The 23260-nt window shown below is 54.9% G+C and carries 14 protein-coding genes; 7 read left to right on the forward strand and 7 right to left on the reverse strand.

The window, feature by feature from the left end; genetic code table 11:
* Nucleotides 1-108 precede the first annotated feature (108 nt).
* Together CGZ80_RS18315 and CGZ80_RS18320 are read left to right on the forward strand one after the other, a co-directional pair.
* Entirely contained in the window at nucleotides 109-1563 is a 1455-nt protein-coding gene (locus CGZ80_RS18315) for a sensor histidine kinase (RefSeq protein ID WP_094417100.1), read from the forward strand.
* Between the two features lie 8 nt (nucleotides 1564-1571).
* On the forward strand, nucleotides 1572-2000 hold the full coding sequence (locus tag CGZ80_RS18320) for a response regulator (RefSeq protein WP_094417102.1): 429 nt from the start codon (nucleotides 1572-1574) through the stop codon (nucleotides 1998-2000).
* A gap of 693 nt (nucleotides 2001-2693) precedes the next feature.
* Here CGZ80_RS18320 and CGZ80_RS18325 read toward each other — a convergent pair.
* From CGZ80_RS18325 to CGZ80_RS18340, 4 genes are all read right to left on the reverse strand, one after another.
* A complete protein-coding gene (locus CGZ80_RS18325; protein ID WP_094417104.1) occupies nucleotides 2694-4076 on the reverse strand; it encodes an excinuclease ABC subunit UvrC in 1383 nt (460 codons plus the stop codon).
* Between the two features lie 92 nt (nucleotides 4077-4168).
* Nucleotides 4169-5662 (reverse strand): RNA polymerase factor sigma-54, encoded by a 1494-nt coding sequence (rpoN, locus tag CGZ80_RS18330; RefSeq protein WP_094417141.1) that lies wholly within the window; start codon nucleotides 5660-5662, stop codon nucleotides 4169-4171.
* A 424-nt stretch (nucleotides 5663-6086) separates the two neighbouring features.
* Complete coding sequence (gene recR, locus CGZ80_RS18335; protein WP_094417106.1) at nucleotides 6087-6686, reverse strand: recombination mediator RecR; 600 nt, start codon at nucleotides 6684-6686, stop codon at nucleotides 6087-6089.
* A gap of 54 nt (nucleotides 6687-6740) precedes the next feature.
* Entirely contained in the window at nucleotides 6741-7097 is a 357-nt protein-coding gene (locus CGZ80_RS18340) for a YbaB/EbfC family nucleoid-associated protein (protein WP_094417108.1), read from the reverse strand.
* 263 nt (nucleotides 7098-7360) lie between these two features.
* Between CGZ80_RS18340 and CGZ80_RS18345 the strand changes: the two genes are divergently transcribed.
* From CGZ80_RS18345 to CGZ80_RS18355, 3 genes are all read left to right on the forward strand, one after another.
* The gene (locus CGZ80_RS18345) at nucleotides 7361-8725 is read left to right on the forward strand and encodes a PQQ-binding-like beta-propeller repeat protein (RefSeq protein WP_158222763.1); all 1365 of its coding nucleotides are present in this window, start codon (nucleotides 7361-7363) and stop codon (nucleotides 8723-8725) included.
* Nucleotides 8726-9020: 295 nt separating this feature from the next.
* Nucleotides 9021-10013 (forward strand): formylglycine-generating enzyme family protein, encoded by a 993-nt coding sequence (locus tag CGZ80_RS18350; RefSeq protein WP_233148508.1) that lies wholly within the window; start codon nucleotides 9021-9023, stop codon nucleotides 10011-10013.
* A 103-nt stretch (nucleotides 10014-10116) separates the two neighbouring features.
* Nucleotides 10117-11544: a Gfo/Idh/MocA family protein gene (locus CGZ80_RS18355; protein WP_198953729.1), complete on the forward strand. Its 1428-nt coding sequence runs from the start codon at nucleotides 10117-10119 to the stop codon at nucleotides 11542-11544.
* Between the two features lie 157 nt (nucleotides 11545-11701).
* Here CGZ80_RS18355 and CGZ80_RS18360 read toward each other — a convergent pair whose 3' ends face one another.
* Nucleotides 11702-12634: a TIGR03009 domain-containing protein gene (locus CGZ80_RS18360; protein ID WP_094417114.1), complete on the reverse strand. Its 933-nt coding sequence runs from the start codon at nucleotides 12632-12634 to the stop codon at nucleotides 11702-11704.
* A 611-nt stretch (nucleotides 12635-13245) separates the two neighbouring features.
* On the opposite strand from CGZ80_RS18360, the gene CGZ80_RS18365 reads away from it, so the two are divergent.
* Both CGZ80_RS18365 and CGZ80_RS18370 read left to right on the forward strand, forming a co-directional pair.
* The gene (locus tag CGZ80_RS18365) at nucleotides 13246-14295 is read left to right on the forward strand and encodes a WD40 repeat domain-containing protein (RefSeq protein WP_158222764.1); all 1050 of its coding nucleotides are present in this window, start codon (nucleotides 13246-13248) and stop codon (nucleotides 14293-14295) included.
* 41 nt (nucleotides 14296-14336) lie between these two features.
* A complete protein-coding gene (locus CGZ80_RS18370; protein WP_233148509.1) occupies nucleotides 14337-19160 on the forward strand; it encodes an SdrD B-like domain-containing protein in 4824 nt (1607 codons plus the stop codon).
* A gap of 68 nt (nucleotides 19161-19228) precedes the next feature.
* Here the strand turns inward: CGZ80_RS18370 and CGZ80_RS18375 are convergent, their stop codons facing one another.
* On the reverse strand, nucleotides 19229-21538 hold the full coding sequence (locus tag CGZ80_RS18375) for a polysaccharide biosynthesis tyrosine autokinase (RefSeq protein WP_158222765.1): 2310 nt from the start codon (nucleotides 21536-21538) through the stop codon (nucleotides 19229-19231).
* A 440-nt stretch (nucleotides 21539-21978) separates the two neighbouring features.
* The coding region (locus tag CGZ80_RS18380) for a glutamate ligase domain-containing protein (protein ID WP_158222766.1) at nucleotides 21979-23260 on the reverse strand (1282 nt) is incomplete at its 5' end.

Below are 23260 nucleotides of genomic sequence, written 5' to 3' on the forward strand. Positions count from 1 at the left end.
AGCTAATGGTGATAAAGTTAGCAATTGTGACTTTTCGGCACAGTGCTCCGCTCAGTTTCACGACGACAGGCAATGGTGACAATTCCAATTCAGCAGGCATTCGTTTAGATGGACAAGCGCGATCAATTCGTGATCGATGCAGAGCTTAGCCCGGTACCAATTTTGTTGGCATCGGCCGATGGTGTGATACTAAAAACGAATCGACGCCTGGACGACCTGTTCGGCTATGAACGTGGCGAACTGACCGGCAAAATGGTCGAGATTTTGGTGCCGAAGGATGCGCGCCAGTATCACCAAGATTTGCGCAATGCCTATTTCGAATTGCCGACCAGTCGCCAGATGGGTTCCGGCCGCGAACTCTATGGGGTTCGTAAAGATGGGACGCTATTGCCGGTCGAGATTGGACTCGATCATCTAAAACTGAAAGGCCATCCGGTAGTGTTGGCCTCGGTGCTGGATATTCGCGAACGGAAAAAGAACGAGGCGTTCATCCGTCGCGCTCTGAACGCTGCGTCGAGTGCAATGATCCAGGTCAATGAACGAGGCATCATTGAATTGGCCAATGTGAGTGCTGGCGAGATGTTTCAGTACGATACCGAGGAAATTCTCGGTCGTTCGATCGAAATGCTGGTGCCCGAACGCTATCGCAGAAAGCACTCTGTCTATCGAACCAGCTATCTTGCCGATCACAGTTCAAGGGGAATGGGGTTCGGACGCGACCTCTTTGGACTGCGCAAAGACGGAACTGAGTTTCCTATCGAGATTGCGTTAACCCCCATCCATGAAACAGGGGGGCGATCGACAATGGCGACGATCATTGACACGACCGATCGCAAGGCGCGTGAGGAACGCACTCAGGAAAAGAACGAGCAATTACTGCGTTTAAACGAAGAACTTGCGCACTTTGCGTACAGTGCATCGCATGATTTAAAGGCTCCATTGACGTCTATCCTCGGCTTGCTGCAGTTTTGTCTGGTCGATCTCGACACCGGTGCGATCCCGGAAGTGCGTGATAATTTGATCAAGTGTACGGATCTTGCGGCAACACTTACGACGCGCATCGAAGACACTTTGCGACTAGCAAAGTCGGACATGATGCAGTCTGATTGGGAGGAGATTGATGTCGATGAGCACTTGCAGCAGATTTGGGCTGGGCTAGATGTCGGCAATGTCTCTTTGCAGACCTATCTAGCGCACAAGCAACCGATCCGAACAGTCCCCGCGAGATTTGATATCATTTTGCAGAATTTGCTTTCCAATGCCGTTAAGTTCCAGAAGAAGTCGGAGGCGGAGAAGATCGTCCAAGTGATCACGGCGATCGAGCCTGACGGGTTTCATCTGACAGTTGCTGACAACGGCATCGGGATTGCTGAGAAGCACCACGTCCGGGTTTTTGAACCGTTCGAGCGTGTTGCTGACAGTGATATCCCGGGAAGTGGGTTGGGGTTGGCGATTGCCAAGAAGAATGTGCTGCAGTTATTAGGTTCGATCGAAGTGTGTAGTGCCGAAGGCATGACCATTTTCACCGTGATACTCCCCCTGCCAGCGAACACCGCTCAATAAGGTCCACAATGGGCATTTCCGTTGTCGTCGTCGATGATAGTGAACCCGACCGATACCTCGCCAAACGAGTGATTGGGATGTTGGGCTATGAAGTCGAGGTGGTTGAGTTTCCTGCCGGTGACCGCTTTCTTGAAAAGTTCATCGATCATGACGAACGCACGCGTGTGATGGGTGATCCGCCACCGCCAACACTGGTTCTGCTCGACATCAACATGCCACGTGTAGACGGTTTTGAAGTCCTCGAAGCGATTCAAGAGCACTTTGGGAAACAGAGCGACCGCGAGGTGGTCGTCACGATGTACACGTCGTCCAACTTCAAAGATGACCGTGACCGGGCGGCCAAGTTTGGCTTTGTAAAAGAGTACTTGGTCAAGCCGATCTCAAAAGAAGACGCGAAACGTCTGATCGAAGATTACTGTCTGAACACGAGCGAATAAGCGTCTATCCGCTGTTGATTTCAGTTGCAGCGATGGTGTAATCACTGCCTCGCGGTAGCAAGGAAGTCTTGCGATCACTGTTTACGTACAGGCGTTTCGGTCAGTCCATGAAAAAACCCCAGTGGACCTTGAAACAGGTCCACTGAGGTGCAATAAGAGCCGACAATCGAGTCGAAATAAAATCCATCTCATTCGATCGCGTCATGCGACTCAACCTTGAACGCATCATGCGTCCAATGCCCCAACGTTTATCCAACAATTTGGCCTGCTGCTAACTCATCTTCCAAAACGCTTTAGCAGGTTTGCCCCGCCTCGTTGTTGAATACGCAGAGTCTATGGCGAAACGCAAAATCCACCAATATCAAAATTTGGGCCTTGCTTAAGGCTTCACAGTTGCTATCGCCGAGTTGAACGATTTTGGTTGCTAGTTTTGAACGGTTTGCCCCTAATCCCGATTAATGGACGGCGTTTCACGCTTCAATTGGCCAAATCGATCATCAGTTAATTTTGAAAATTTTCGCCCAAAGCAACTCTTTCGAATGTTTTGTGTTCGGTTTGAGTTGCGTGTTGGTCCATCACGTGAAGTGAGCCGGGCTTTTGTGCCGGCTTTCGGGTCGGCCAATCAGTGAATTGGGCGCTGTAACAGGGCTGATGTAGAAGCAGACTAGAAGTCGTTCCTTGCAGCGCGCCGCCCTATCGGTCGAAGGTCGACTTGTTGCGCAGAATGTGGTGGTAGTGCTGGGCGAATCGGTGAGATTCGTCACGGACGTATTGGAGCAAGCGAAGTGCGAACGAATTCTTGCTCAACCGCAGTGGTTCGCTTTCGCCAGGACGGAAGATTTCCTCTTCGCGTTTGGCAAGCGAAATCACCGTTGGCGGCGTGATGTCTTGATCGCGGAACGCCGCCATTGCCGAATTCAATTGACCTTTGCCGCCGTCGATCAGCAGGATATCCGGGAACGATTCTTGTTCATCTGAAAGTCGTCGGAACCGTCGTGAGACGACTTCATACATGCTTCGGAAGTCATCGATGCCGTCGACGTCTTTGATTTTGAAGCGGCGGTAACCCGGTTTGAAAGGTAGGCCGTCAATGAATTGCACCAAGCTGGCAACCGTTTCGCCGCCACCGAGGTGCGCGATGTCCATCCCTTCGATGACTCGTGGCGTCTCGCTCAGACCTAAGACTTTGCGTAGGCCAGCCAAGCCCTTCTTTGGATCGATGTAGAACACTTCCGGTTGGGCGTGCGTGTCCAGTTCACCGCGTTCTTCGAGCCGTTCCAGCATTTGGAGTTCGTCACGAAGCACGGCTGCCCGTTCAAAATCCAGTTCCTTGCTGGCGGCGAGCATTTCGTCACGCATCTCTTTAAGCAGGCGTTTCTTGCCGCCTTCCAGGAACGTTTGCAGGCGTTTGATGTCGCGGCGATAGTCTTCTTTGCTGATGCGGAAGTTACACGGCGCAGTGCATTGGTTGATGCTTGCCAGTAGGCACGGGCGAAACCATTTCCATTGCTCGTCGGTTTCGGAGATGTCGAGGCTGCAAGTGCGGAATTTAAAGATCCGTTGCAGGACCTGGATTGCTCCGCGAAGGGCTCCTGCACTGGCAAAGGGGCCATAGAGTTTGACCCCTTTTGCTTTGGGTTCGCGAGTGACTTCGACACGTGGAAAATCTTCGCGGGTGGTGATCATCAAATACGGAAACGACTTGTCGTCTTTGAGATCTTTATTGTTCTTGGGCTGGATGTCTTTGATCAGCCGCGATTCCATCAGCAGCGCGTCGACTTCGCTTTCGCAATCAACGAAGTCAATATCCGCGATGTCGCCGATCCAATTCGCGGTGCGCGCGTCTTCGGCGGCCGCTTTTAGGAAGTAGCTGCCGGCTCGGCTGCGGAGATTCTTTGCTTTGCCGACATAGATCACGCGTCCGGCTGCGTCTTTCATCAGGTAGACGCCAGGGGTTTGTGGAAACGTCCTGACTTTACGGCTGGCGTGTTCGAACCCAAGCGTTTCGGACGCTTCCGGCGTACCGGTCGGAGCGTCGCTTTCGGGCGGGAGAATGTTTTCGGTTGGGTCGTCCATAAATCAATCTGTCTATTAACGAACGAACGCAGTTGCGTTTGGTTTCACAACTGCGTTAACCGTGCGTTGTAGCCGTCCTTTCACATCCGGCGTTATTTCTTGGCCAGTGACCAGTCCTTGCGTTGACGGCTGCTGGGGATACCCATTCGCTTTCGATACTTGGTTACGGTCCGGCGCGCGACGGTCATGCCTTCTTCGGCCAATCGCTTGACCAAGCTTTCGTCGCTCAGCGGATCGCTCTTGTCTTCATTGTCGATCAGTTCTTGGAGTTTCAGCCGGATCGTGTCCCAGGCGACATCTTCGCCGTCTTCGGTCTGTGTTCCGCCGACAAACAGGCGGTGCAACGGGATGATTCCGCGTGGCGTTTGCATCCACTTGTCATTGACCGCGCGGCTGACCGTGGTGACGTGAACGCCGACCTTTTCTGCGATTTGCTGCATTTTCAGCGGTTCGATCGCTTCGGGGCCTTCTTCGAAAAACTTCTTTTGGTGGGCAACGATTGCTTCAGCGACTTTTGTCAGCGTGCTACGTCGCTGCTCGATCGATTCGATCAGCCACTGGGCACCGTTGATCTTGCGTTTGATGTATTCGCGTTCTTCGTTGCTGCAGGTTGGGTCTTGCAGGCGGCGACGGTAGTATTCACTGATCCGCAGCGTGGGGACGCGATCATCATCCAATCGGATTTTGTAATCGCCGTTGTCGTCTTGTTCCAGAATGATGTCTGGGGTGACGTTAGGCACGTAGGTTTCCATAAATGCCGCTCCCGGTTTGGGATTCAGCATTTGCAACTCTTCACGAATTGTTTGAATCAGTTCGATCGAGTAGCCCGTCGCCTTCTGGATTTGCGGCAAACGGTTGGCCGCCAGGTCTTCCAGGTGCTCGGCGATCAACTTGTGCATTTCGTCGAAGTGTTCGAACTCTGGTCGAAGTTGAACCAGTAAGCATTCGCTCAGGCTGCGTGCCGCAATACCGATCGGTTCGAGAGATTGCACGACGCGGAGTGCTTCTTCGGCCAGGGCGTAGTCTTCGGCAGAATGGTCGCTAGGCAGCAAATCGGCCAACGGGGTGCGAAGATAACCACCGTCCCGCGCGTCCAAGGTGCTGATGATTCGTTCGGCGACTCGTTCGACTTCGTCATGAATGTCGAGTTCAGCCAATTGGTGAAGAAGAAAGTCGTTCAGCGACTCTGGTCGCGATTGGGCGTTGGCCATCAGGTCATGGCGTCGGTCCGCTTCCTCTTGCATCCGATTGCTCGAGCGACGAAATGAATCGTCAAAAGTGCTCGGCAATTCCGAAACCATGTTTTGAAGACGCTCGAAGTCTTCGGAATTGTCGCCGCTATCGCGGACGACCAATTCCTTTTCATCTTCGCTGCGATTGTCACGAGAACTCATGTCGTCGAGGTCATCGACGCCCATGGGTTCGACTTCTTGCTGTTCCAGCAATGGATTCTCGTTCATCTCCTGTTCGATGCGCTCTTGCAACGCCAGCATCGGCAGTTGCAAGATCTCCATCGACTGGATCATCCGTGGAGCCAGTTTCTGGGTCTGAACTAATCGGGCCTGCAGGCCCATCGACATTCGCATTCCGCTCATGAAATATGTCTTTACGTGGAGGGATGCGCCCTCGCCTCTTGTTCTAATCGTAAAACCATGAGGCATTCCGGCATCCACCGAGATGCTCCCATGATATCTGTTTTTCGCGAGTTGGCGAGCATATCTTGTGCCAAACTTCGTGCGATTTGGCCAACTACGGCCGGAATTTGTTCCGCAGGCACTAGAACGCCTACGAATTGTATGACAGTAAACTAGTCCTAGAACGTAATCGGTGGGAAAACCCCTCACCATTGTGGCTTCGCAGGGCACTGGACACGCGTTATGGAGTCTGACGCAATGTTCACTGAATTTGTCAGAATTTCACGCCACGGGGCAATCCGACGCGGGGTTTGCCGACCGCTGTGGAATGGAGCAACGGTCGATCGGGGCTGCTCGAAAAGAGGCGTTGGGCGATCTAAAGCTTTTGCCGCCCGGACATCGCATCGGCAATCATTTCGCGATTGGCGTATTCGAGGACGCTGCCGGCAGTGATGCCGCGGGCCAAGCGAGTCATCTGAACCGGGTATTCACTCAGCAAGTTGCTGATGTATAGCGACGTGCCGTCACCTTCGACGGTGGGATTGGTCGCCATGATGATTTCGGTGAAGTTGCCGGCGCGAATCCGGTCGACCAAAGCGTCAATCGTCAGCTGGTCTGGGCCGATCCCATCGAGTGGTGCGATTCGTCCGAGTAGGACGTGGTATAGCCCGTTGTAAGCTTTCGACTGTTCCAAGCTCATCAGGTCACGCGGCTGTTCGACAACACAGATTCGCGTTTGGTCGCGTTCGTCATCGCGACAAATGGAGCACAGCTCTTGTTCGCAAAGGTTGAAGCACTGGGCGCAGTAACGCACGTCGCTACGGATTTTGCGAATCGCATCGGCCAACGCAAGTGCTTCGGCTTCGGGAACGCGTAGCAGGTGAAACGCCAATCGTTCGGCGCTTTTTCGACCGATGCCGGGGAGTCTGCCCAGCAGGTCGACCAGCTGGGAAACGGCGCCTTCGTGTTTATCCACGATTGAATGCTAAACCAGAGAAACGGGCGCTAATTGAAAAAATACGTCGACTGCCTAGCGTCCGGTGAATGACGTCAACAAGCCTTCGATGCCAGGCAGGTCCAGATTCATGTCGGCGACCATTTGGCGAATCGCATCGGCATAACGCTGCTTGGCAGCCGCGCCGGCTTGATTGGTCGCGTGCAGCGTCGCTTCTTCGGTTTCGACGATTGTCAGTGTTTCGTCGGTGATGGTGACCGACTGGACTTCGCCGACGCAGTTCACCGTCACCGTGACTCGCTCGCAAGTCGACGTTCCGGTGACGTGTTCGGATTGCATCTGCTGATTCAGCTGCTGCATCTTTTCCGGCAGGTCTTTGAACGCGGCCATCAGCGAGGCGATATTGCCGAGGTTTCCGAGTCCTTTGAACATCTGTGTTCCTAACTTTGAAAGCTGTGGTGGGTGAACGGGTGATGGATGCGACTATCGACAGGATCCCTTGCGATTCGCGTGCGGAATTGTAGCCGACCAGCAAAGTCGCCGAAATGACCGCTCCCCCCGCGGGTTTTCTCAGGTGATCGTTTTTTGCAAGTTGCACGACCGCGTCCGCTTCCGGTCAAGATGCGTCCCCATCGTCGGGTAAAATGCCCCTTGGGCCAACACTCGTTATTCCATTCCTCGTCTCGCCAATTTACATGCACTCCATCCGAAACCAACAACGCGACACTCGCCGAGTCATTCTTTCAGGTTTGTCTCGAGCTACCGCTCAGGCGATCTTGTTAGCGGGCGTTTTGGCGGCTTTTGTTTGCACCGCCAAGTCCGCGTGTGCGGAAGAGAGCTCGGCGGAAATCGCACGCCAGTGGAATCGTTTCCGTGGTCCGTCGGGCAGCGGGGTTGTGCAGGCCGACTTACCCACAGAATGGGACGATGAGAAAAACCTTGCGTGGAAAACCGAGTTGCCCGGACGCGGTAGCAGCAGCCCCGTGATCTGGAATGGGCGAGTTTATTTGACCGCCTACACCGGATACGGATTTGACTTGGAATCACCGGGGGATCGTGAAGCCTTGCAATTGCATGTGCTGTGCTATGGCTTGGACACCGGCCAACCGATTTGGGATTGTGTGATCAAGCCTTCGGCCGAGGAGCAGGAGTACGGCAAGCGATTGGGCGAGCATGGGTATGCGTCGCCGACCCCGTGTGTCGACGATTCGGGAGTGTATGCGTTCTTTGGGCCATCGGGATTGGTTGCCGTGTCACTCGACGGCGAGATGCGTTGGCAGCGAACACTTGGGACCAAGACGGCGGGATTCGGTGCGGCGGCGAGCCCCATCCTTTATGACGAGTTAGTCATCCAAAACGCGTCGATCGAGTCGGGGACGCTGTACGCATTGGAAAAATCCAGTGGCGAAGTTCGCTGGCAAGCTGATCAGATCGAGCGAGCTTGGACCACGCCGACCATCGTTTCGTTGGGCGAACGTGACGAGCTTGTCGTCAATCAAAAAGACGCGATCTTGGGGTTTGACCCGAGCAGTGGCGAGCGACTGTGGAGGTGCGACGCGATCGAGGATTACGTCGTGCCATGTGTCGTCGTCAATGACGGAATGCTTTATTGCAGTGGCGGCCGATCCAGTAAGACTTTTGTGATTCGGCCTGGCGGACGAGGCGACGTCTCGGAGTCGCACTTAGTGTGGGAGCAATCTCGCGGTGCCAACGTGACGACTCCTGTGGTCGTCAATGGTCACGTGTTCTGGTCGCATGACAAGTCGATCGCGTTGTGTTTGGACGTGGCGACGGGGCAGGAGGTGTTTCGTGAACGGTTGCCGACCCGCAGTCGTGTTTATGCGTCGATTGTCAGCGACGGCAAGCACTTGTTTTTGACGACGCGTGATAGTGGCGTACTGGTGATCGATGCCGCAGGCGAGTATCGCGAGTTGGCGATCAATCGGCTGGGCGACGAAGGCGAGCAATTCAACGCGACGCCAGCGATTGCGGCCGACCGGTTGCTCCTTCGCAGCGATCGGACGCTGTATTGTGTAAAGAAAGAAACGCCGATTTTGTGAATTTGACCTCGAAGTTGACGTGGCGTCTGGTGGTCTGTTCCCAGTCCCAGCTGGCTATAGAATGGGCAGGTTTACACCGTTTTACGTCCGGTTTCGCCCCTTTGGTGCTGGGAATCACCCGCAGTCAAGATTCCTACCCTCCCGAATTTTCCGATGCGGACTAATATGGGGACAGACTATTACGCGATTGAAGCACCGGTCTTCTTCGCTCCACATGACTCCTAAGAAACCAGATACTGTAGTGATACGCCCGATCTTGCTACTTGGACTCGTTGCCTCCACAAACTTGTCCGTCATGGCAGACTCGCCACAAGACGTTCCCCCGGTTGAAGTACCCAATGCGGTCGCAGCCACGGAAGCGGATATGAAGCCCTACGGGGAAATCATCGAGCACACCGATCAGAAGATCCAAATGGTGCCGATCCCCGGTGGCAAGTTCATGATGGGAAGCCCCGAAGACGAAGACGATCGCAACGAGGACGAAGGCCCTCAGCACGAAGTCGAAGTCGAGCCGTTTTGGATGGGCAAGTTCGAAATCACTTGGGAGCAGTACGACGTTTGGAACGAGTCGGTCGACCAACGGATGCGTAAGATGCTTTCGAAGTCGAAGACACCTCGTGACGTCGCTGTCGACGGCGTTTCGAAACCGACCGAGCCTTACACCGACATGAGCTTCGGTATGGGACGCGAAGATTTTCCCGCGATCTGCATGACACAACACGCCGCACGCACCTACTGTGAATGGCTGTCGGCGAAGACCGGACGCTACTACCGTCTGCCAACCGAGGCAGAGTGGGAATACGCCTGCCGCGCTGGAACCGACACTGCTTACTCGTTTGGTGAAGACGCCGACGAACTGGAAGAGCACGCGTGGTTCTATGACAACAGCGAAGACACCTCGCAACGCGTCGGTCAGAAGAAGCCCAACCCATGGGGCTTGTACGACATGCACGGCAACGTCAGCGAATGGGTGTTGGACCAGTACACCCCTTACGACAAAATCAAAGAGACGTTGAACCCCTTGGTGGTTCCCAAGACGCTCTACCCACGTATCGTCCGTGGTGGCGGTTGGGATGATGATCCGGAAGTCCTGCGTAGTGCAGCTCGCAAGGCATCCAACGAAGATTGGAAACAGCAAGACCCTCAGGAACCGAAGAGCATTTGGTATCACACCGATGCACTGTCGGTTGGGTTCCGTGTCGTTCGCCCATTGAACGTTCCTTCGAGTGAGGCACGTTCCACCAAATGGGACAAGACCGAACCAGAGCAGAAAGATCCTGAAGAATAGGCTGGAACGAATCTTACGGCCGAATCAGTTCGCAACAGCCAAATCGGCATGTTCGCTGTGCGGATTCGGCCAATTGGATTGAATTGAGCATCGACCCACGTCGATGGACTATCACACACAAGCGTTAAAGTTTTCTACCCCACGTCCCGCGAGTTTTGACAAGATGACTGACAACAATCGTCGAGAGTTTATTAAGAAATCTACGGCTGCGAGCGCTGCGTTGACGATCGCGGCAGCTGCCACCCAAACTGTTCACGCTGCCGAAGACAACACGATTCAGGTCGGTCTTGTTGGGTGTGGTGGACGTGGTACCGGTGCCGCAATGCAATCGTTGTCGGTCGAGAACGGTGGCCCCGTCAAGATGATCGCTTTGGCGGACGTCTTCGAAAACAAAGTCAAAAGCACCTTGGCTTCGCTGACCACCAACAGCAGCCTGAAAGACAAAGTCGACATTCCCGAAGAGCGGCAGTTCGTCGGTTTCGACAGCTACAAAAAGGTCATGGACGCTCTGGAGCCAGGTGACATCGTCATCTTGGCTACGCCTGCTGCCTTCCGCTGGGTGCACTACACCTATGCGATCGAGCGTGGCTTGAACGTGTTCATGGAAAAGCCCGTGACCATCGACGCGCCAACCTCGGCACGTTTCTTGGAAATCAACAAGGGCGCGTTGGCGAAAAACCTGAAAGTCGGCGTCGGCCTGATGTGCCGTCACTGCCCCGCTCGCCAAGAGCTTCATGACCGTATTATGAACGGCGAAATCGGCGACATCACCATGATGCGCGCTTACCGTATGGCTGGCCCAACGGCGACCGCAGCGGTTGAGCCAAACACCGGTGACCTGAACGAACTGCAGTTCCAAATCAAGAACTTCCACGGATTCTTGTGGCTCAGCGGTGGTGCGGTCAGCGACTTCCTGATCCACAACATCGACGAATCGTGCTGGATGAAGGACGCTTGGCCAGTGAAGGCAATCGCTTGTGGCGGACGTCACTACCGCGATGGCTGCATCGACCAAAACTTCGACGTCTACTCGATCGAATACACCTTCGCCGACGGTGCCAAGCTGTTCGTCGACGGACGTACCATCCCAGGTTGCAAACGCGAATTCGCTAGCTTCGCACATGGCACCAAGGGTTCGGCAATCATCTCGACCGCGTCGCACACGCCGGCCCGTTCGAAGCTGTTCGGCAACCAAGTGATGGAAGACAAGAACGAGATCTGGGCGTTCCCACAACCAGAACCAAACCCATACCAAGTGGAATGGGACGACTTGATCGCCGCGATTCGCGAAGACCGCGAATACAACGAAGTCGAGCGTGGTGTGATGGCCAGTGCTGTCACCAGCATGGGACGTATGGCCGCTCACACCGGCCAGGAAATCACGCTGGACGAGTTCATGAAGCACGACCACGAGTTCGCGCCGAATGTCGCCGATCTGACCATCGATGGACCGGCACCGTTGCAAGCCAACGACCAAGGTAAATACAGCATCCCAATGCCCGGTTTGGTCAAGAACCGCGAATACCTCTAGGCCAAGACCTAGCGGACGCCTGCGTGTTCAAACGCTGATCACGCGGGCGAACGTCGCTTGATCGCTTTCATTGCAGCTAACGAAAAACGGGCGAGACTTGAGTTCAAGTCTCGCCCGTTTTCTTTGTCGGTCAGCTGAGTTGAGGTCGGATCAGTCGTTACTTGATTGAACCATTGTTGGCTGCACCGCCCTGCGATTCTGTCGCGATCTGAGGCGGCAGGAACGCTTGGCGGTTGATCTTCCAATCCGCTGGCGGTTTTTGCGGGATGAAGTTGCCCATGAATTGGCGGATCCCGGCGTTGATTGCGTTACGCTTGACGTTGCTGAATTCGTAGTGATCCCACTGAGGCGCCAACTTCTCGTGAAAGTTAGGGGCGTACATGATCATTACTTCCGGTTCAAATTCGGCACTCAAGACAACCTGGACCAGTTTGTATTGTGCACGGTCTTCTTGCAGCTTGGGCCATGCTTGGACCAAGTACGTGTTTGCTTTCGGGGCCTTTTCCAGGCGAACCCAGTAACGTTGCTTGATTTGTGCGGCATCAAGGTTGAACACAAACGGCAGCGGGCTGTTGAAAATGTTCGTGCCCTGCATGTTTGGTGGCAGTGATTGCACGTTGCAGTGCCGTTGTTCGCGATCGTATTCGATCAGTTCAACGCCGTTGCAGATCCAGTACTCGCCGTACTTGTTTGTCGTGGTGCCGTATTCAGGGGCGCCGTTCTTCATGCCTTTGTAGAACATGATGCTGTCGACGCGAAACAAACCTTTGTCGGGGTTCGCGTATTTGACGACGCCTTCGGCTTTGTGGGCATGAACACCAGCTGGAGCGGCCAGCAGGTCAAAGTGCCAGCGTTCGAAGGTGCACTCGAGCGTTTTGGTCGACTGGCTTTTCGCTTGCCAGGAAGTCAGGACTCGATCGAGCTCTGCCTGTTCTTGCGGCGAAAGTGGCGGGAAAGGCTGCGTCGCCGCTTGCTGCTTGGCACCGGCGGCTTGCTGTGGCTGTTGTGCCACCGCAGGAGTTGCCGAAAAACACGCACCACAAAGGATGCTTAGCAGTAGGGATTGACCGCGATTGAGTCGCTTTTTCATAGCCAAAAGCACCGTCCTTGAAGGCTTTGGATACGGAGTTTAAAGAGGCAAACGCATCAATTCGCCCGCCAATGCGGACTTTGTATCAAGTCGACCCCAAGGATCGAAAGGTCAGTCAGGCCGATCAGGGCCGATCAGGGCCGATTCGCTCATTACGGCATGGTGTTTTCACGGAATCCGTTTCAGGGAACGGCGGCTTGCCCCAATTTATGACAGTGTTGATCGCGGCACCCTTGCAAAATTCTAGAGTTGTAAACGCCATCAGAAACGTTGGCCGGAACGCAATCCCCTAATTCGAGCCTGGTCGTTTGCTATCAACCGGCTCTTCTTGCCTGACCGGTTAATGGCGATCACACGAATATGCCGATGAGAGAAATGTCTCGGACTGCGCCGACCTTGAAGGCGTGGTTCGGGCACGTCGTCTCAGACACATCTCGCGACATCGCAATCTGTTTGATGGCAGCGTTTTGGATGGCAGCGCCATCGAGTCGTTCAGCCGCGGACCGGCCCCGTCGTGTTCCACGGTGTTGTCATGGTTTTCAGTCGCCAACTGGGGGTATCAAATGCGACTTTTTCATTCAGCAAGCCGACAAATTTTAAACCGGCGACAGATGGCTAGCCTGTCGATCGGTGGACTTGTTTTACATCACACGCGATTTGCTTCTGCGGACGACGCCCCCACCGTCAAAGCAGTTGATGCGTCTTACCGAAAAGAAACTCCAGTCAGTCTGACCGTCCGGCTCGAACCGGTCAGCGCTGATTTTGATGGAGCAATCATCCAAGCGATTGCTGTCGGCCCGGCAGGAAAAACGATCGCGGTTGCGGGTGATGACCATGGAATCCGAATCTTGGATGTACCGAACTTGCACCGACACGTGCTGCTGACAGGGCATTCAGATTTGATTCAAAGCATTCAGTTTGATCGTACCGGCCGCAGGTTGGTTTCGGCCGGCAACGATGGCGAGCTGATCGTTTGGAATTGTCGCGATTGGTCGATTCAGCAACGGATGCCGACGACCCATGCATTCGCCGGCGTTCGATTTTCGCCGGATGGCAAGGAGTTGGCCGCGGTCGGCTTTACGGACGAAGTTTTCATCATCGGGCACGCCGCCGAGAATCCTCATCCGCGTGTTCTGTGCGACTGTACGGATCTGCGATCGGTTGAATATCGCCACGACGGTGAGGTCTTGGCAGTCGCCGGACGTAGCGGAAAGCTGCATCTGTTTGAACGTCAGCAATACTCGTTGATCGGCGAATACGCGATTCATAACGGGCGGACCCATGACATGCAGTTCATTGGGGCTTCTCCCGTTCTGGCGTCGGTTGGCGAAGATGGCGCACTGACGTTGTTTGACACGCAGTCTCGCGAAGTGATTCGTCGCACGCCGGTTGCCGACGGAAAGCTGTACGCGGTTTGCGTGATCGATCAAAAGTTTGTTGCCGTTGCCGGAAGTGATGACACCATCAGTCTGGTGGAAATGTCGACGGGAACGGTGGTTCAGCGTTTGACGGGTCACACCGGAACGATCACTTCGCTTGCTTCGGTCGGGACGCAGCTGTTTTCTGGTGGCTATGACGCGACGCTTCGCAAGTGGCAACTCGACAGCATCATTGGTGGCGCGGATCGGATTGCCGAACGCGAAAACGTCTTCGATCGCTAGGTTTTCACTTTGTCTTTGTCGGGCACACGGAGGTGCCACGAGTGATTCTGAAAAAGAAACGATTGCGTCGACCTGTACGACCTCAAGTACTGGAGCGTCGGGAGCTGTTTGCCGCAGACCCGATCCATGTCGGCGTCGTTTATTTAGAGACTGACTACTTAGAGTCCGACAACGATGTCGGCAGCGATTCGCAGGGCGACAAATTTTTGTTGTCCTTTACGGGCGGTGCCGAAGGAACAACGCTGAATCGGATTCGTATCAGCACGGACAAAGATGGGGATGGACTCTCGATCGGTGATCCGATCTTTGATACCCAAGTTGGCGGCCGCGGCAAGCTCGGTGCGCACGATTTCAAGATTCTAAAGATCGAAACAACGGACGGTCGAGTCGCCACGGCGACTGCGACGGTTGCCGACGGCGGACAGGAATTGATTCTTGACCTGACCAATTTTCGATCCGGCGATCGATTGGAATTTACGATCGACGTCGATGAAGTCTTGCGAATGCCGTCCGATTTGGATGAATTTAATGATCGATTGGATGTGATTACATCGGGTCAGGAATTTCAAGATTCGATTCTCGAAGCCTTTTTTGAAGCACCTCACTACGAGCCCAGCGTCGCTGACGTTCTGTTTATCAATGACTATGAATCGCCACAGCGCGTCCATGGGCTGAATCTTCCGGACGACGACGGTACCGGCCCTGATAGTCGTCCCAACCGCAGCGCCGCCGCGTTGGGGCAGGTCGGCCAGACGCCGATGCCGATTTCGATCAGCGGTTCGGTATGGTTGGACAACAATCACGACTCCGTTTGGCAGCCTTCCGAGATGGGACTTGCCGACGTCGAGCTGACTTTGTTGGCCAAGAATGCCAATGGCAACTACGTCGACACCGGACATCGTGTTTTTACCGACGCCAACGGTCACTACGAATTCGATCGTTCGTTGGGGTTGATGCCTGGCAACTACCAAATCGCCGAGACGCAGCCGGTCGGGCTCTATAGTGTCGCAGCCATTCCTGGGACTGTGGAGGGTGTGACGACGGGGTTCGCCGAAAGCGTGGATGTGTTGTCGTCGATCGAAATCTCGCTGGGCGATACCGATGCGATCAATATGAACTTTGCCGAGGCACAATCGGCATCGATTGGCGGTTACGTCTATCGCGACAGCAATGACAACGGGATCCGCGAAGCTGGTGAAACCGGCATCCCCGGTGTGCAGATCAAAATCGTGCCCGTGCAGACAATCTCGCCCCAAGAAACCGTGTCCACGGTGACCTTGAGCGATGGCAGCTACTACGTAGCCAATCTTGCACCGGGGACTTACGAAATCATCGAAGTGACACAGCCCCAGGGGCTGCTCGATGGAAAAGACACTGCGGGGACGATCAGCGGCGTGACTGTCGGTCTTGCTGACGTGGATGGAGATGCCATTCGCGGCATCGATCTAAACGGCGGCGTCGTCGGAATCGAATACAACTTCGGAGAGATCGAAACAGGTGAAATCAGCGGTGCAGTGTACTTGGCTCGCCCCGGACAAGCGTGCTATCCGACTTACGATCCCAATCTGGCTGAGCCACTTGGCGGCGTGATCGTTGAGTTGCGTGAACCGGACGGGAATGTGGTCTCGCGAGTGACGACGACGCCGATGGGTGTCTATCGTTTTGATGATGTCCCACCCGGCGAATACAAAATTTATCAATACACGCCGGACGGGTTGTTGGATGGCACTTCATACGCCGGACAGATCGATGGAGTGACGAACGGCCAAGCGGTCGACGGGACTTTGATTCGACAGATTTCGATGACGCCAGGTGGCATCGGGACGGACTATCACTTCTGTGAAATCGCCCCGGTGAAAATGTCGGGATACGTCTATCACGATCGATCAATGGACGGCTCTCGCGATGCCGGCGAAGAAGGAATCGCGAATACCACGGTTTCGTTGGTCGACGACTCGGGAGCAACCGTCGCGACCACACAAACGGACGCAAACGGATACTACCAATTCGAAAATTTGGAACCGGGCAACTACACGCTCGTCGAGCAACAGCCGCAGGGATACCTCGATGGTCTCGATCGGGCGGGCATGATCGGTGGTCAAACCGTTGGCGTCGCGGGTGATGACCGCATTACCCAGATCGAGCTTCCGCAAGGGATGGCCGGTGTTGAGTACAACTTCGGCGAGCTGTTGCCTGCATCGATCGGCGGCCATGTGCATGTCGATCTTGATGGCGATTGTATTCGTGACCCCAATGAAGTCGGTTTGAACGGAGTGACGATCCAGTTGTTGGACGAGGACGGCAACGTGGTTCGTACGACGCAAACCGCGATCGACGGGATTTATCGATTCAATGATTTGCAACCGGGACGCTACACCGTTGTCGAAATCCAACCCGAAGGCTTTTTCGATGGCGGTGTCAAAGCGGGATCCGAAGGCGGCGTGGTTAGCACCAACCGGATCAGTGAGATCGATCTCGGAACGGGAATCAATGCGACGGATTATGATTTCTGTGAAGAGCCGCCGAGTTCGCTTTCTGGAACCGTGCATGTCGACAATGATGGCGATTGCATTAAATCGCCGTTCGAGCGTGGAATACAGGGCGTCCTGATCGAGCTGCGTGACGGTAGCGGAACGGTCGTCGCGACCACCCGTACCGATGCGGACGGAAACTACCAGTTCGTCGGACTTCGCGGTGGTGATTACACCGTTTTCGAAGTGCAGCCAGAGGGGTATTTTCAAGGCGGTCAGGTGCTCGGTTCAGCCGGTGGTGCTGTCATCGGTGTTGACCTGATGGCGGTTTCGCTCGCACCGGGCCAAGATGCTGTGGACTACATGTTCTGCGAATATGAACCGGCAAGTTTGTCTGGCACGGTTTGGTCCGACACGAATACCAACCAACGGATGGATCCTGACGAAGACCCGATCGCGGAAGTCATTGTCAAGTTGATTGACGAGTCAGGCAACGTTGTGCAAACGACCAAGACGGACATCAACGGGTTCTATAAGTTCACCGGCCTTGATCGCGGTCTTTATGCGATCCAAGAAGTCCAGCCAGAAACGCACTTTCATGGTGGCCAGATTGTTGGCAACCTCGGCGGGCGACCATCGGGCGACGATCACCTCGTTAACATCCAAGTCGGGGCCGGCTTGACGGGCGTTGGGTATGATTTTCCGGAAATCCCACCCGCCGAAATCAGCGGCGTGGTTTTCATCGATGGCGCCGCGATTGAAACCACTGAAGAGATTCCGGCCAGCGATTTGCGTCAATACAAAGACGGTCAACTGACGTCCGATGATACGCGGTTGAATGGCGTTCGAATCACCATTTTGAATGAATTCGGCGAACCGCTCAGCGATGACGCGTTCTTGTCTGGCGACGCTGTCACACAAAGCGTCGTATTCACCGATCAAGACGGCGTGTTTCAGTTTAAAGGTCTGCGTCCCGGCACGTATGTGTTGTCGCAAACACAACCCAGCGACGATGGCTTGCAAGATTCAATCGACACGCCGGGAACAACCGGTGGATTGGCCGTCAACGAGGCGGATGAGTACAGCGAATTCCAGACGCAGTGGATCCGATCGGTTGTCCCACAAGGAAACTCCGACACGATTTTGGGAGTGCATGTTTCACCGGGCCAGGTATCGAATGAGAACTTGTTCAGCGAAGTTCGTGTGAATGTCACTCCCGTCGAGCCGCCTCCGCCACCGCCGCCTCCGCCACCACCGGAAGAGCCGCCACATAACTTTTTGACACTCAAAACGCCCGAGCCGGAGTCCATCGCGCCTCCGGTGATCGAGTACTTCAAAACTCCTGACCCGATTTATTCGATTCCGGTGCCCGAACGTGTTTTCCCGCCTTCGATTTTGGGCGAGGTCGACTTCGTGACTTGGCACTTGAGTGTCATCAATGGCGGTCATCCACGTGGCCAGATCGCGTCAAGCGAATCGTTTCTGAAAGTCGCGATGCGCACCGAATCTGGCGACGACGGTACGGGGCATCAAAAGGATCGCGGTAGTTGGAAGCTGTTGACGATTGATGGTCAGGTCCGCCAAGAAAGCGAAGCGATTCAGCTTGGTGCCAAAGATGCGATCGGTCTTGCCGGTGATTTTAATGGTGACGGCACTGACGAGGTCGCGATCTACATCGAAGGCCACTGGTATGTCGACATGAACGGCAACGGCGTTTGGGACGAAGGCGATTTGTGGATCATGCTGGGAACCGAAATGGACCGCCCAGTGGTCGGTGACTGGGATGGAGATGGTAAAGACGACATCGGCATATTCGGCCGGAAATGGGAACGCGATTGGCGTCGCATCAAAGCCGGTGCCGGGTTGCCCGACCCGTCGAACCGTTGGCGCCGCTTCCTCGAAAATCGTAAAACGCTCGGATTGGTTTCCATCGAAACGCTTCCCGAAGACTGTCGCCAGATGGTGCGAAATGGTGATGATGCCAGTTTACGCGCGGATGCCGTCGACCACGTTTTCCAATATGGAGAAGACGTCGACACGCCGATCACGGGTGACTGGAACGGTGATGGCATCGACCAGATCGGTATCTTCCGAGCCGGGATCTGGGTACTGGATGCGGAAGGTGACGGAAGGCGAAAACTGGGCGAGGAACGCTTCGAGTTCGGTAAACCCGGTGACACTCCGATCGTCGGCGATTTTGATGGCGACGGAATTGACGAAATCGGTGTCATTCGTGGTCGTCGCGTGATCATTGATACCGACGGCGATCGTCAAATCACCGCCGCCGACGACCAGTTTGATCTTCCCGAAGTCGAATCAGGAAGCCAGCCTGTTGTGGGCGACTGGGACGGTGACGGCCGAGACGAGCTCGGTTGGTACCGCGACGCCGGATAGAACGGCGATTGAGTCTTCGGAGACGGCACCGGGCGTTCTGCCGGTGCCGTCGGACCTACGGCAGGTTCCTATTTGAAGGTTGGCGTTTTGACAGCGCCCGTTTCGGCCATGTCGACCGGATCAACGACCGCATCCGCTTCCAGGTCAAGCTCAGGGCCATCGACGCGGTGTGTCGATCCCTTGGCTTTGATCATGTAGGTGTCTTTCGAGTTGACTTCTCGTTGATAGCGACGGCGATATTTGTCGCCGTAGCCATAGCCGATCGATTGGTATCCGCCACTGGCACTCGCTTTGTACGCTTGGTTGCGTGGGCTGAGCTTGTTGATCACCACACCGATCACACGTGTGCCCGACCAGCGGAGCATCGACAGTGCTTCCTTGGCGTTTGGTTTGCAACGATGCGCGATTCGCATCACCATGATCGCGGCGTCGACGTAGCTAGCCACGATCGACGGGTCGCTGACCATCAACAACGGTGGCGTGTCAACGATGATGCAGTCGTAGCGGTCACGGGCCCAAGCGATGATCTCGACCAAGTCGGGCATCGTCAGTGCTTCCGCGGGGTTCGCCGGAAGCGGTCCACAGGGCAACACATCCAAGTAATCGATCGAGGTTTCGTGGATCGCTTCGGAAATACCGATCTCGCCGTTGAGAACGTTCGCAAGGCCCTTGTCAGACTGCAGGTTGAATCGCAGCGATAGCCGCGGACTTCGCAAATCAAGGTCGATCAAAAGCGTTGTCTTGCCGGTTTGTGCGATCGAGCAACCGACGTTGGCGGCCAGCGTGCTTTTGCCGTCACCAGGCAACGGACTGGTGATTTGGAAGACCTGGCTTCCGTTCTTTTTGCGTTCCAACATGATCGCCGTACGAACAGCCCGCACCGCTTCCGCCGCGGGTGAGTGTGGTCGATGGACAACCGAAATTTTGTCACACAGGCTGGACCCGTTTTCGCCGTCCATCGAATCGTGTGCTTTCACACGGCTGCTATCGACAGGAATGTGCGTTAGGACTGGAGCTCGCAAAGCCCGTTGGACCTCATCCGCACTGCGGAACGTCATCGACCAGAACTCGATCAAGATCGAAAGGATACCGCCGAGAATGAACCCAATCATTCCGCCGGCGAGCAAGTCTTTCTTTTGGTCCGGGCCGATCCGCGCGGCGCCGCCGCTGCCCCAAAGTTGATCGACTATGATTCCACCATCCATGTCAATCAGTTTCAAGCCCGCGAGTTGTTCTTCGAGCTGGATCAGCATCCCTTGAACACTTGCGATTCGACGTTTGTACGACGATTCGTCTTCTTCGAAGTGCTTCAATTCGTCGGCCGCACGTTTCTCTGCTTCGATTTGCAAATCCAAATCGTCGATTTCTTTTTGCGTGACCTTCAATCGTTCCTGTAGCCCGCAGATGAATGCATCGACAAGTTCCGATGCGTTTGACTTGTTTGTCGGCGACGAGCCGTCTTCTGTTGGAAGGTCTTCGGGGGCGATTTCCTTTCGCCGCTGCTGCCCCATTAGGTTCAGTTCATGCAGGCGACGTTGAGACGCTTCGATTTGTGTTGAGAGCGAAACGACTTCGGGGTGAGATGCGCCAAAGGCCATCTGCATTTGTTCGAGTTTGATCTTCAGCGGAACCAAGGACTTTTCGATCTCGATTTGCTGGATACCGATATCTTCTTTCACGTCCATCAGCTTTCGCATTCCGAACGGGACATCACCCAAGTCGTGTGCTTCGTCGCTCAGTTCGCTAATGACACGGGCAACCAATTCAGGGTGTCGTTGTTGCGTTCGCATGTTCGTGACGAACGTCAACTCTGTGCCGAGTTGGCGTCGACGGCGTTCAAGCCCTTGACGCATCGTTTGCAGGTGGTCGTAGTGTTGGCGGTGAGGGTTAATCACGTTGCCTTGAGTGTCCCATTCAAGGGGCGCTTCGCGGCGAAACTCTTTGTAGTCGCGTTCCAGTGCAAGCTGCTGGGGAAGCAATTTGTCTTGAGCCTTGTTGATCAACCGTGTGAATTCGTTGATCGTGGACTCACGCTCTTCTTGAAAGTGGGCGCCGATCGCGCGGCTCACCGCATCGACGGCCGCTTCGCATACCTGCGGGTCGTCATGTTCGAACGAGAGCACTGCGATCAATCGATCGTGTGAATCTTTCAGATCGGTGACCGAGTCAAAGCGAATCCGTTGGCGAACGAGTCGCATGACTTCTCGGTCGGTCAGTCCGCGTACGGCGGCGACTTCACGGAGTTGCCTGTCGTTCTTGACGCGGCCGACAATGGCGCGAGAGTTGATCAGCGATTTCAGCAGTTGCCCACTCGGCAAGCCGCCGCGGATCAGCCCTGTCGAAGTGTCCAACGCCATCGGGGCGTCGCTTCGAAACATGAGCTTGGACGTTGCCTGATACTGCGCTGGCTTTTGGCGATGATACCAGTGCCCAACACCGACACCGATGACAACACAAATCGCAACCAGGTATCGGAATCTCCACAAGATGGAGAGCACTGCCTGGCCGTGCTCATCTTGGCTACCATCCGCGATAGATCGCAGATCATTCGAGGATGTTGAAGAGTGGAGAGGCAGCATGGAAGGAAATCGGCTCGAGGGTAAACATGGTAACTGTGTCCAATTCGGAGCATAGGTTGTGGTTACCCCCAAGCGCACAGGTTTGCCCTTGGCCAGTGAGGTCTTTCCCTCACGCCGATTTCAATTGCGTTTGCAATACCTTTCAACCAGCCATCAGCGGGGAATGTAACGCAGGATGAATCGCTGCTAAGAAGTGCTGGCAAAACCGGTCAACGGTTTTGCCAGCGTGTCATCGTTGGTTATCGGTAGAGCTTTAGAGAGACCTTGGTTCCGTGAACCGGAACAGGCTCGCGATACTCGACACTTTGACGTTCGGTTTCAACGATGTTTTTCAGTTCGTCCCATGTTTCGCGATCGCGTTTCGGTGACTTCGCTTTCTCGTTCGTAAATACGGTGATCGTGTCCCGTGGGCCGGCATGCCGAATTGCCCAGCTGATCGCCTTTCGAGGGTCAGCGACCAAGCGAATCGCCGCACAATCTTTGACACCGTCAAGAATCAGGTGTGCTCGTCGCAAGAACGCTTCGTCATCCGAGTCGCCCGTCACGATGCATCGATGGGAGTGTCGTTCGATCATCGAACCGATTCGTGCGAGCTCGTGTGCGTCATAAAAATCACCGAGCGAAAGGACACACCAAGTCTGTCCGCCAACCGTCGTTGCGCGAGCGGTTCGTAGTGACGCTTGAATTCGATCGGGGCGACCGCCATTTTCCAAGACGACTGTTGCCCGACCAAAGTCAACCATCCGCTGGCAACGGCCCGGTATGCTTCGCAAGGAAGACAGGCTTTCGCCAACTTGATGGACTGAAAAACCGAGGAGCACACCCAGGGTTGATGCCGCGGCGATGTTTGACGCCATTGTATAGCCGCAGAGTGCCGTTTCCATCATCGCGCTGGTGTCACCGGCGGAGAGCATGATCGTGGACATGCCGCCAGACTGGTCGATGATGTTTGCCCCGAATTCGCAACCGGTGGTTGTTCCGTATCCAAGGCTTTGGCAGTCGGCTTGCGCGATCACACGGTCAATTCGCTCGTTGCCTTCGGGAGCGATAATGACGCCGGAAGTTGTCAATCGGTCTGTCAGGCATTGTAGCGAGCTGGGGCCGAAGTCTTCGCCAGGTGCATCTTTGCCAGTCACCACCAAGACATCGAATTGGATCGCATCGTATCCGCCAGTACGTGCCGAATGATCATCGATTTCGATGATGGCCGCTTTGCACATGCAATCTGCGGATTCGCCCAGCCAATTAATCAGTGCTTCACCACATGGCAGCGATTGTTCGCAGGTGTCTGTCATGACGCCGTCGCTACTGCCCAAGTCGGTTTGGTAAGCGACACGCATCCCAAACGATTTCATCATGGTGGCCAGCATCAAGCTGGTTGATGTTTTCCCGCTCGTACCCAAGACGCCGATGGTTAGCAGGCGTCGATCGGGGCGGTTGTTTCGTTTGGAAGCGATCATTGCCAACGCGTGATCAACGCTACTGACAACACACTGTGGCAGCGGGCATGGCAAAAGCTGC

This window comes from Rhodopirellula sp. MGV (genome assembly GCF_002251265.1).
Taxonomy (GTDB): Bacteria; Planctomycetota; Planctomycetia; order Pirellulales; family Pirellulaceae; genus Stieleria; species Stieleria baltica_A.

Bases quoted from the DNA above. Each gene is read 5' to 3' on its own strand.
- CGZ80_RS18315 (WP_094417100.1), top strand. From the start codon at position 109: ATGGACAAGCGCGATCAATTCGTGATCGATGCAGAGCTTAGCCCGGTA.
- CGZ80_RS18360 (WP_094417114.1), bottom strand. From the start codon at position 12,634: ATGAAAAAGCGACTCAATCGCGGTCAATCCCTACTGCTAAGCATCCTT.
- CGZ80_RS18340 (WP_094417108.1), bottom strand. From the start codon at position 7,097: ATGTTCAAAGGACTCGGAAACCTCGGCAATATCGCCTCGCTGATGGCC.
- rpoN (WP_094417141.1), bottom strand. From the start codon at position 5,662: ATGCGAATGTCGATGGGCCTGCAGGCCCGATTAGTTCAGACCCAGAAA.
- CGZ80_RS18365 (WP_158222764.1), top strand. From the start codon at position 13,246: ATGGCTAGCCTGTCGATCGGTGGACTTGTTTTACATCACACGCGATTT.
- CGZ80_RS18375 (WP_158222765.1), bottom strand. From the start codon at position 21,538: ATGTTTCGAAGCGACGCCCCGATGGCGTTGGACACTTCGACAGGGCTG.
- CGZ80_RS18320 (WP_094417102.1), top strand. From the start codon at position 1,572: ATGGGCATTTCCGTTGTCGTCGTCGATGATAGTGAACCCGACCGATAC.
- CGZ80_RS18325 (WP_094417104.1), bottom strand. From the start codon at position 4,076: ATGGACGACCCAACCGAAAACATTCTCCCGCCCGAAAGCGACGCTCCG.
- CGZ80_RS18350 (WP_233148508.1), top strand. From the start codon at position 9,021: ATGGCAGACTCGCCACAAGACGTTCCCCCGGTTGAAGTACCCAATGCG.
- CGZ80_RS18355 (WP_198953729.1), top strand. From the start codon at position 10,117: ATGGACTATCACACACAAGCGTTAAAGTTTTCTACCCCACGTCCCGCG.
- CGZ80_RS18345 (WP_158222763.1), top strand. From the start codon at position 7,361: ATGCACTCCATCCGAAACCAACAACGCGACACTCGCCGAGTCATTCTT.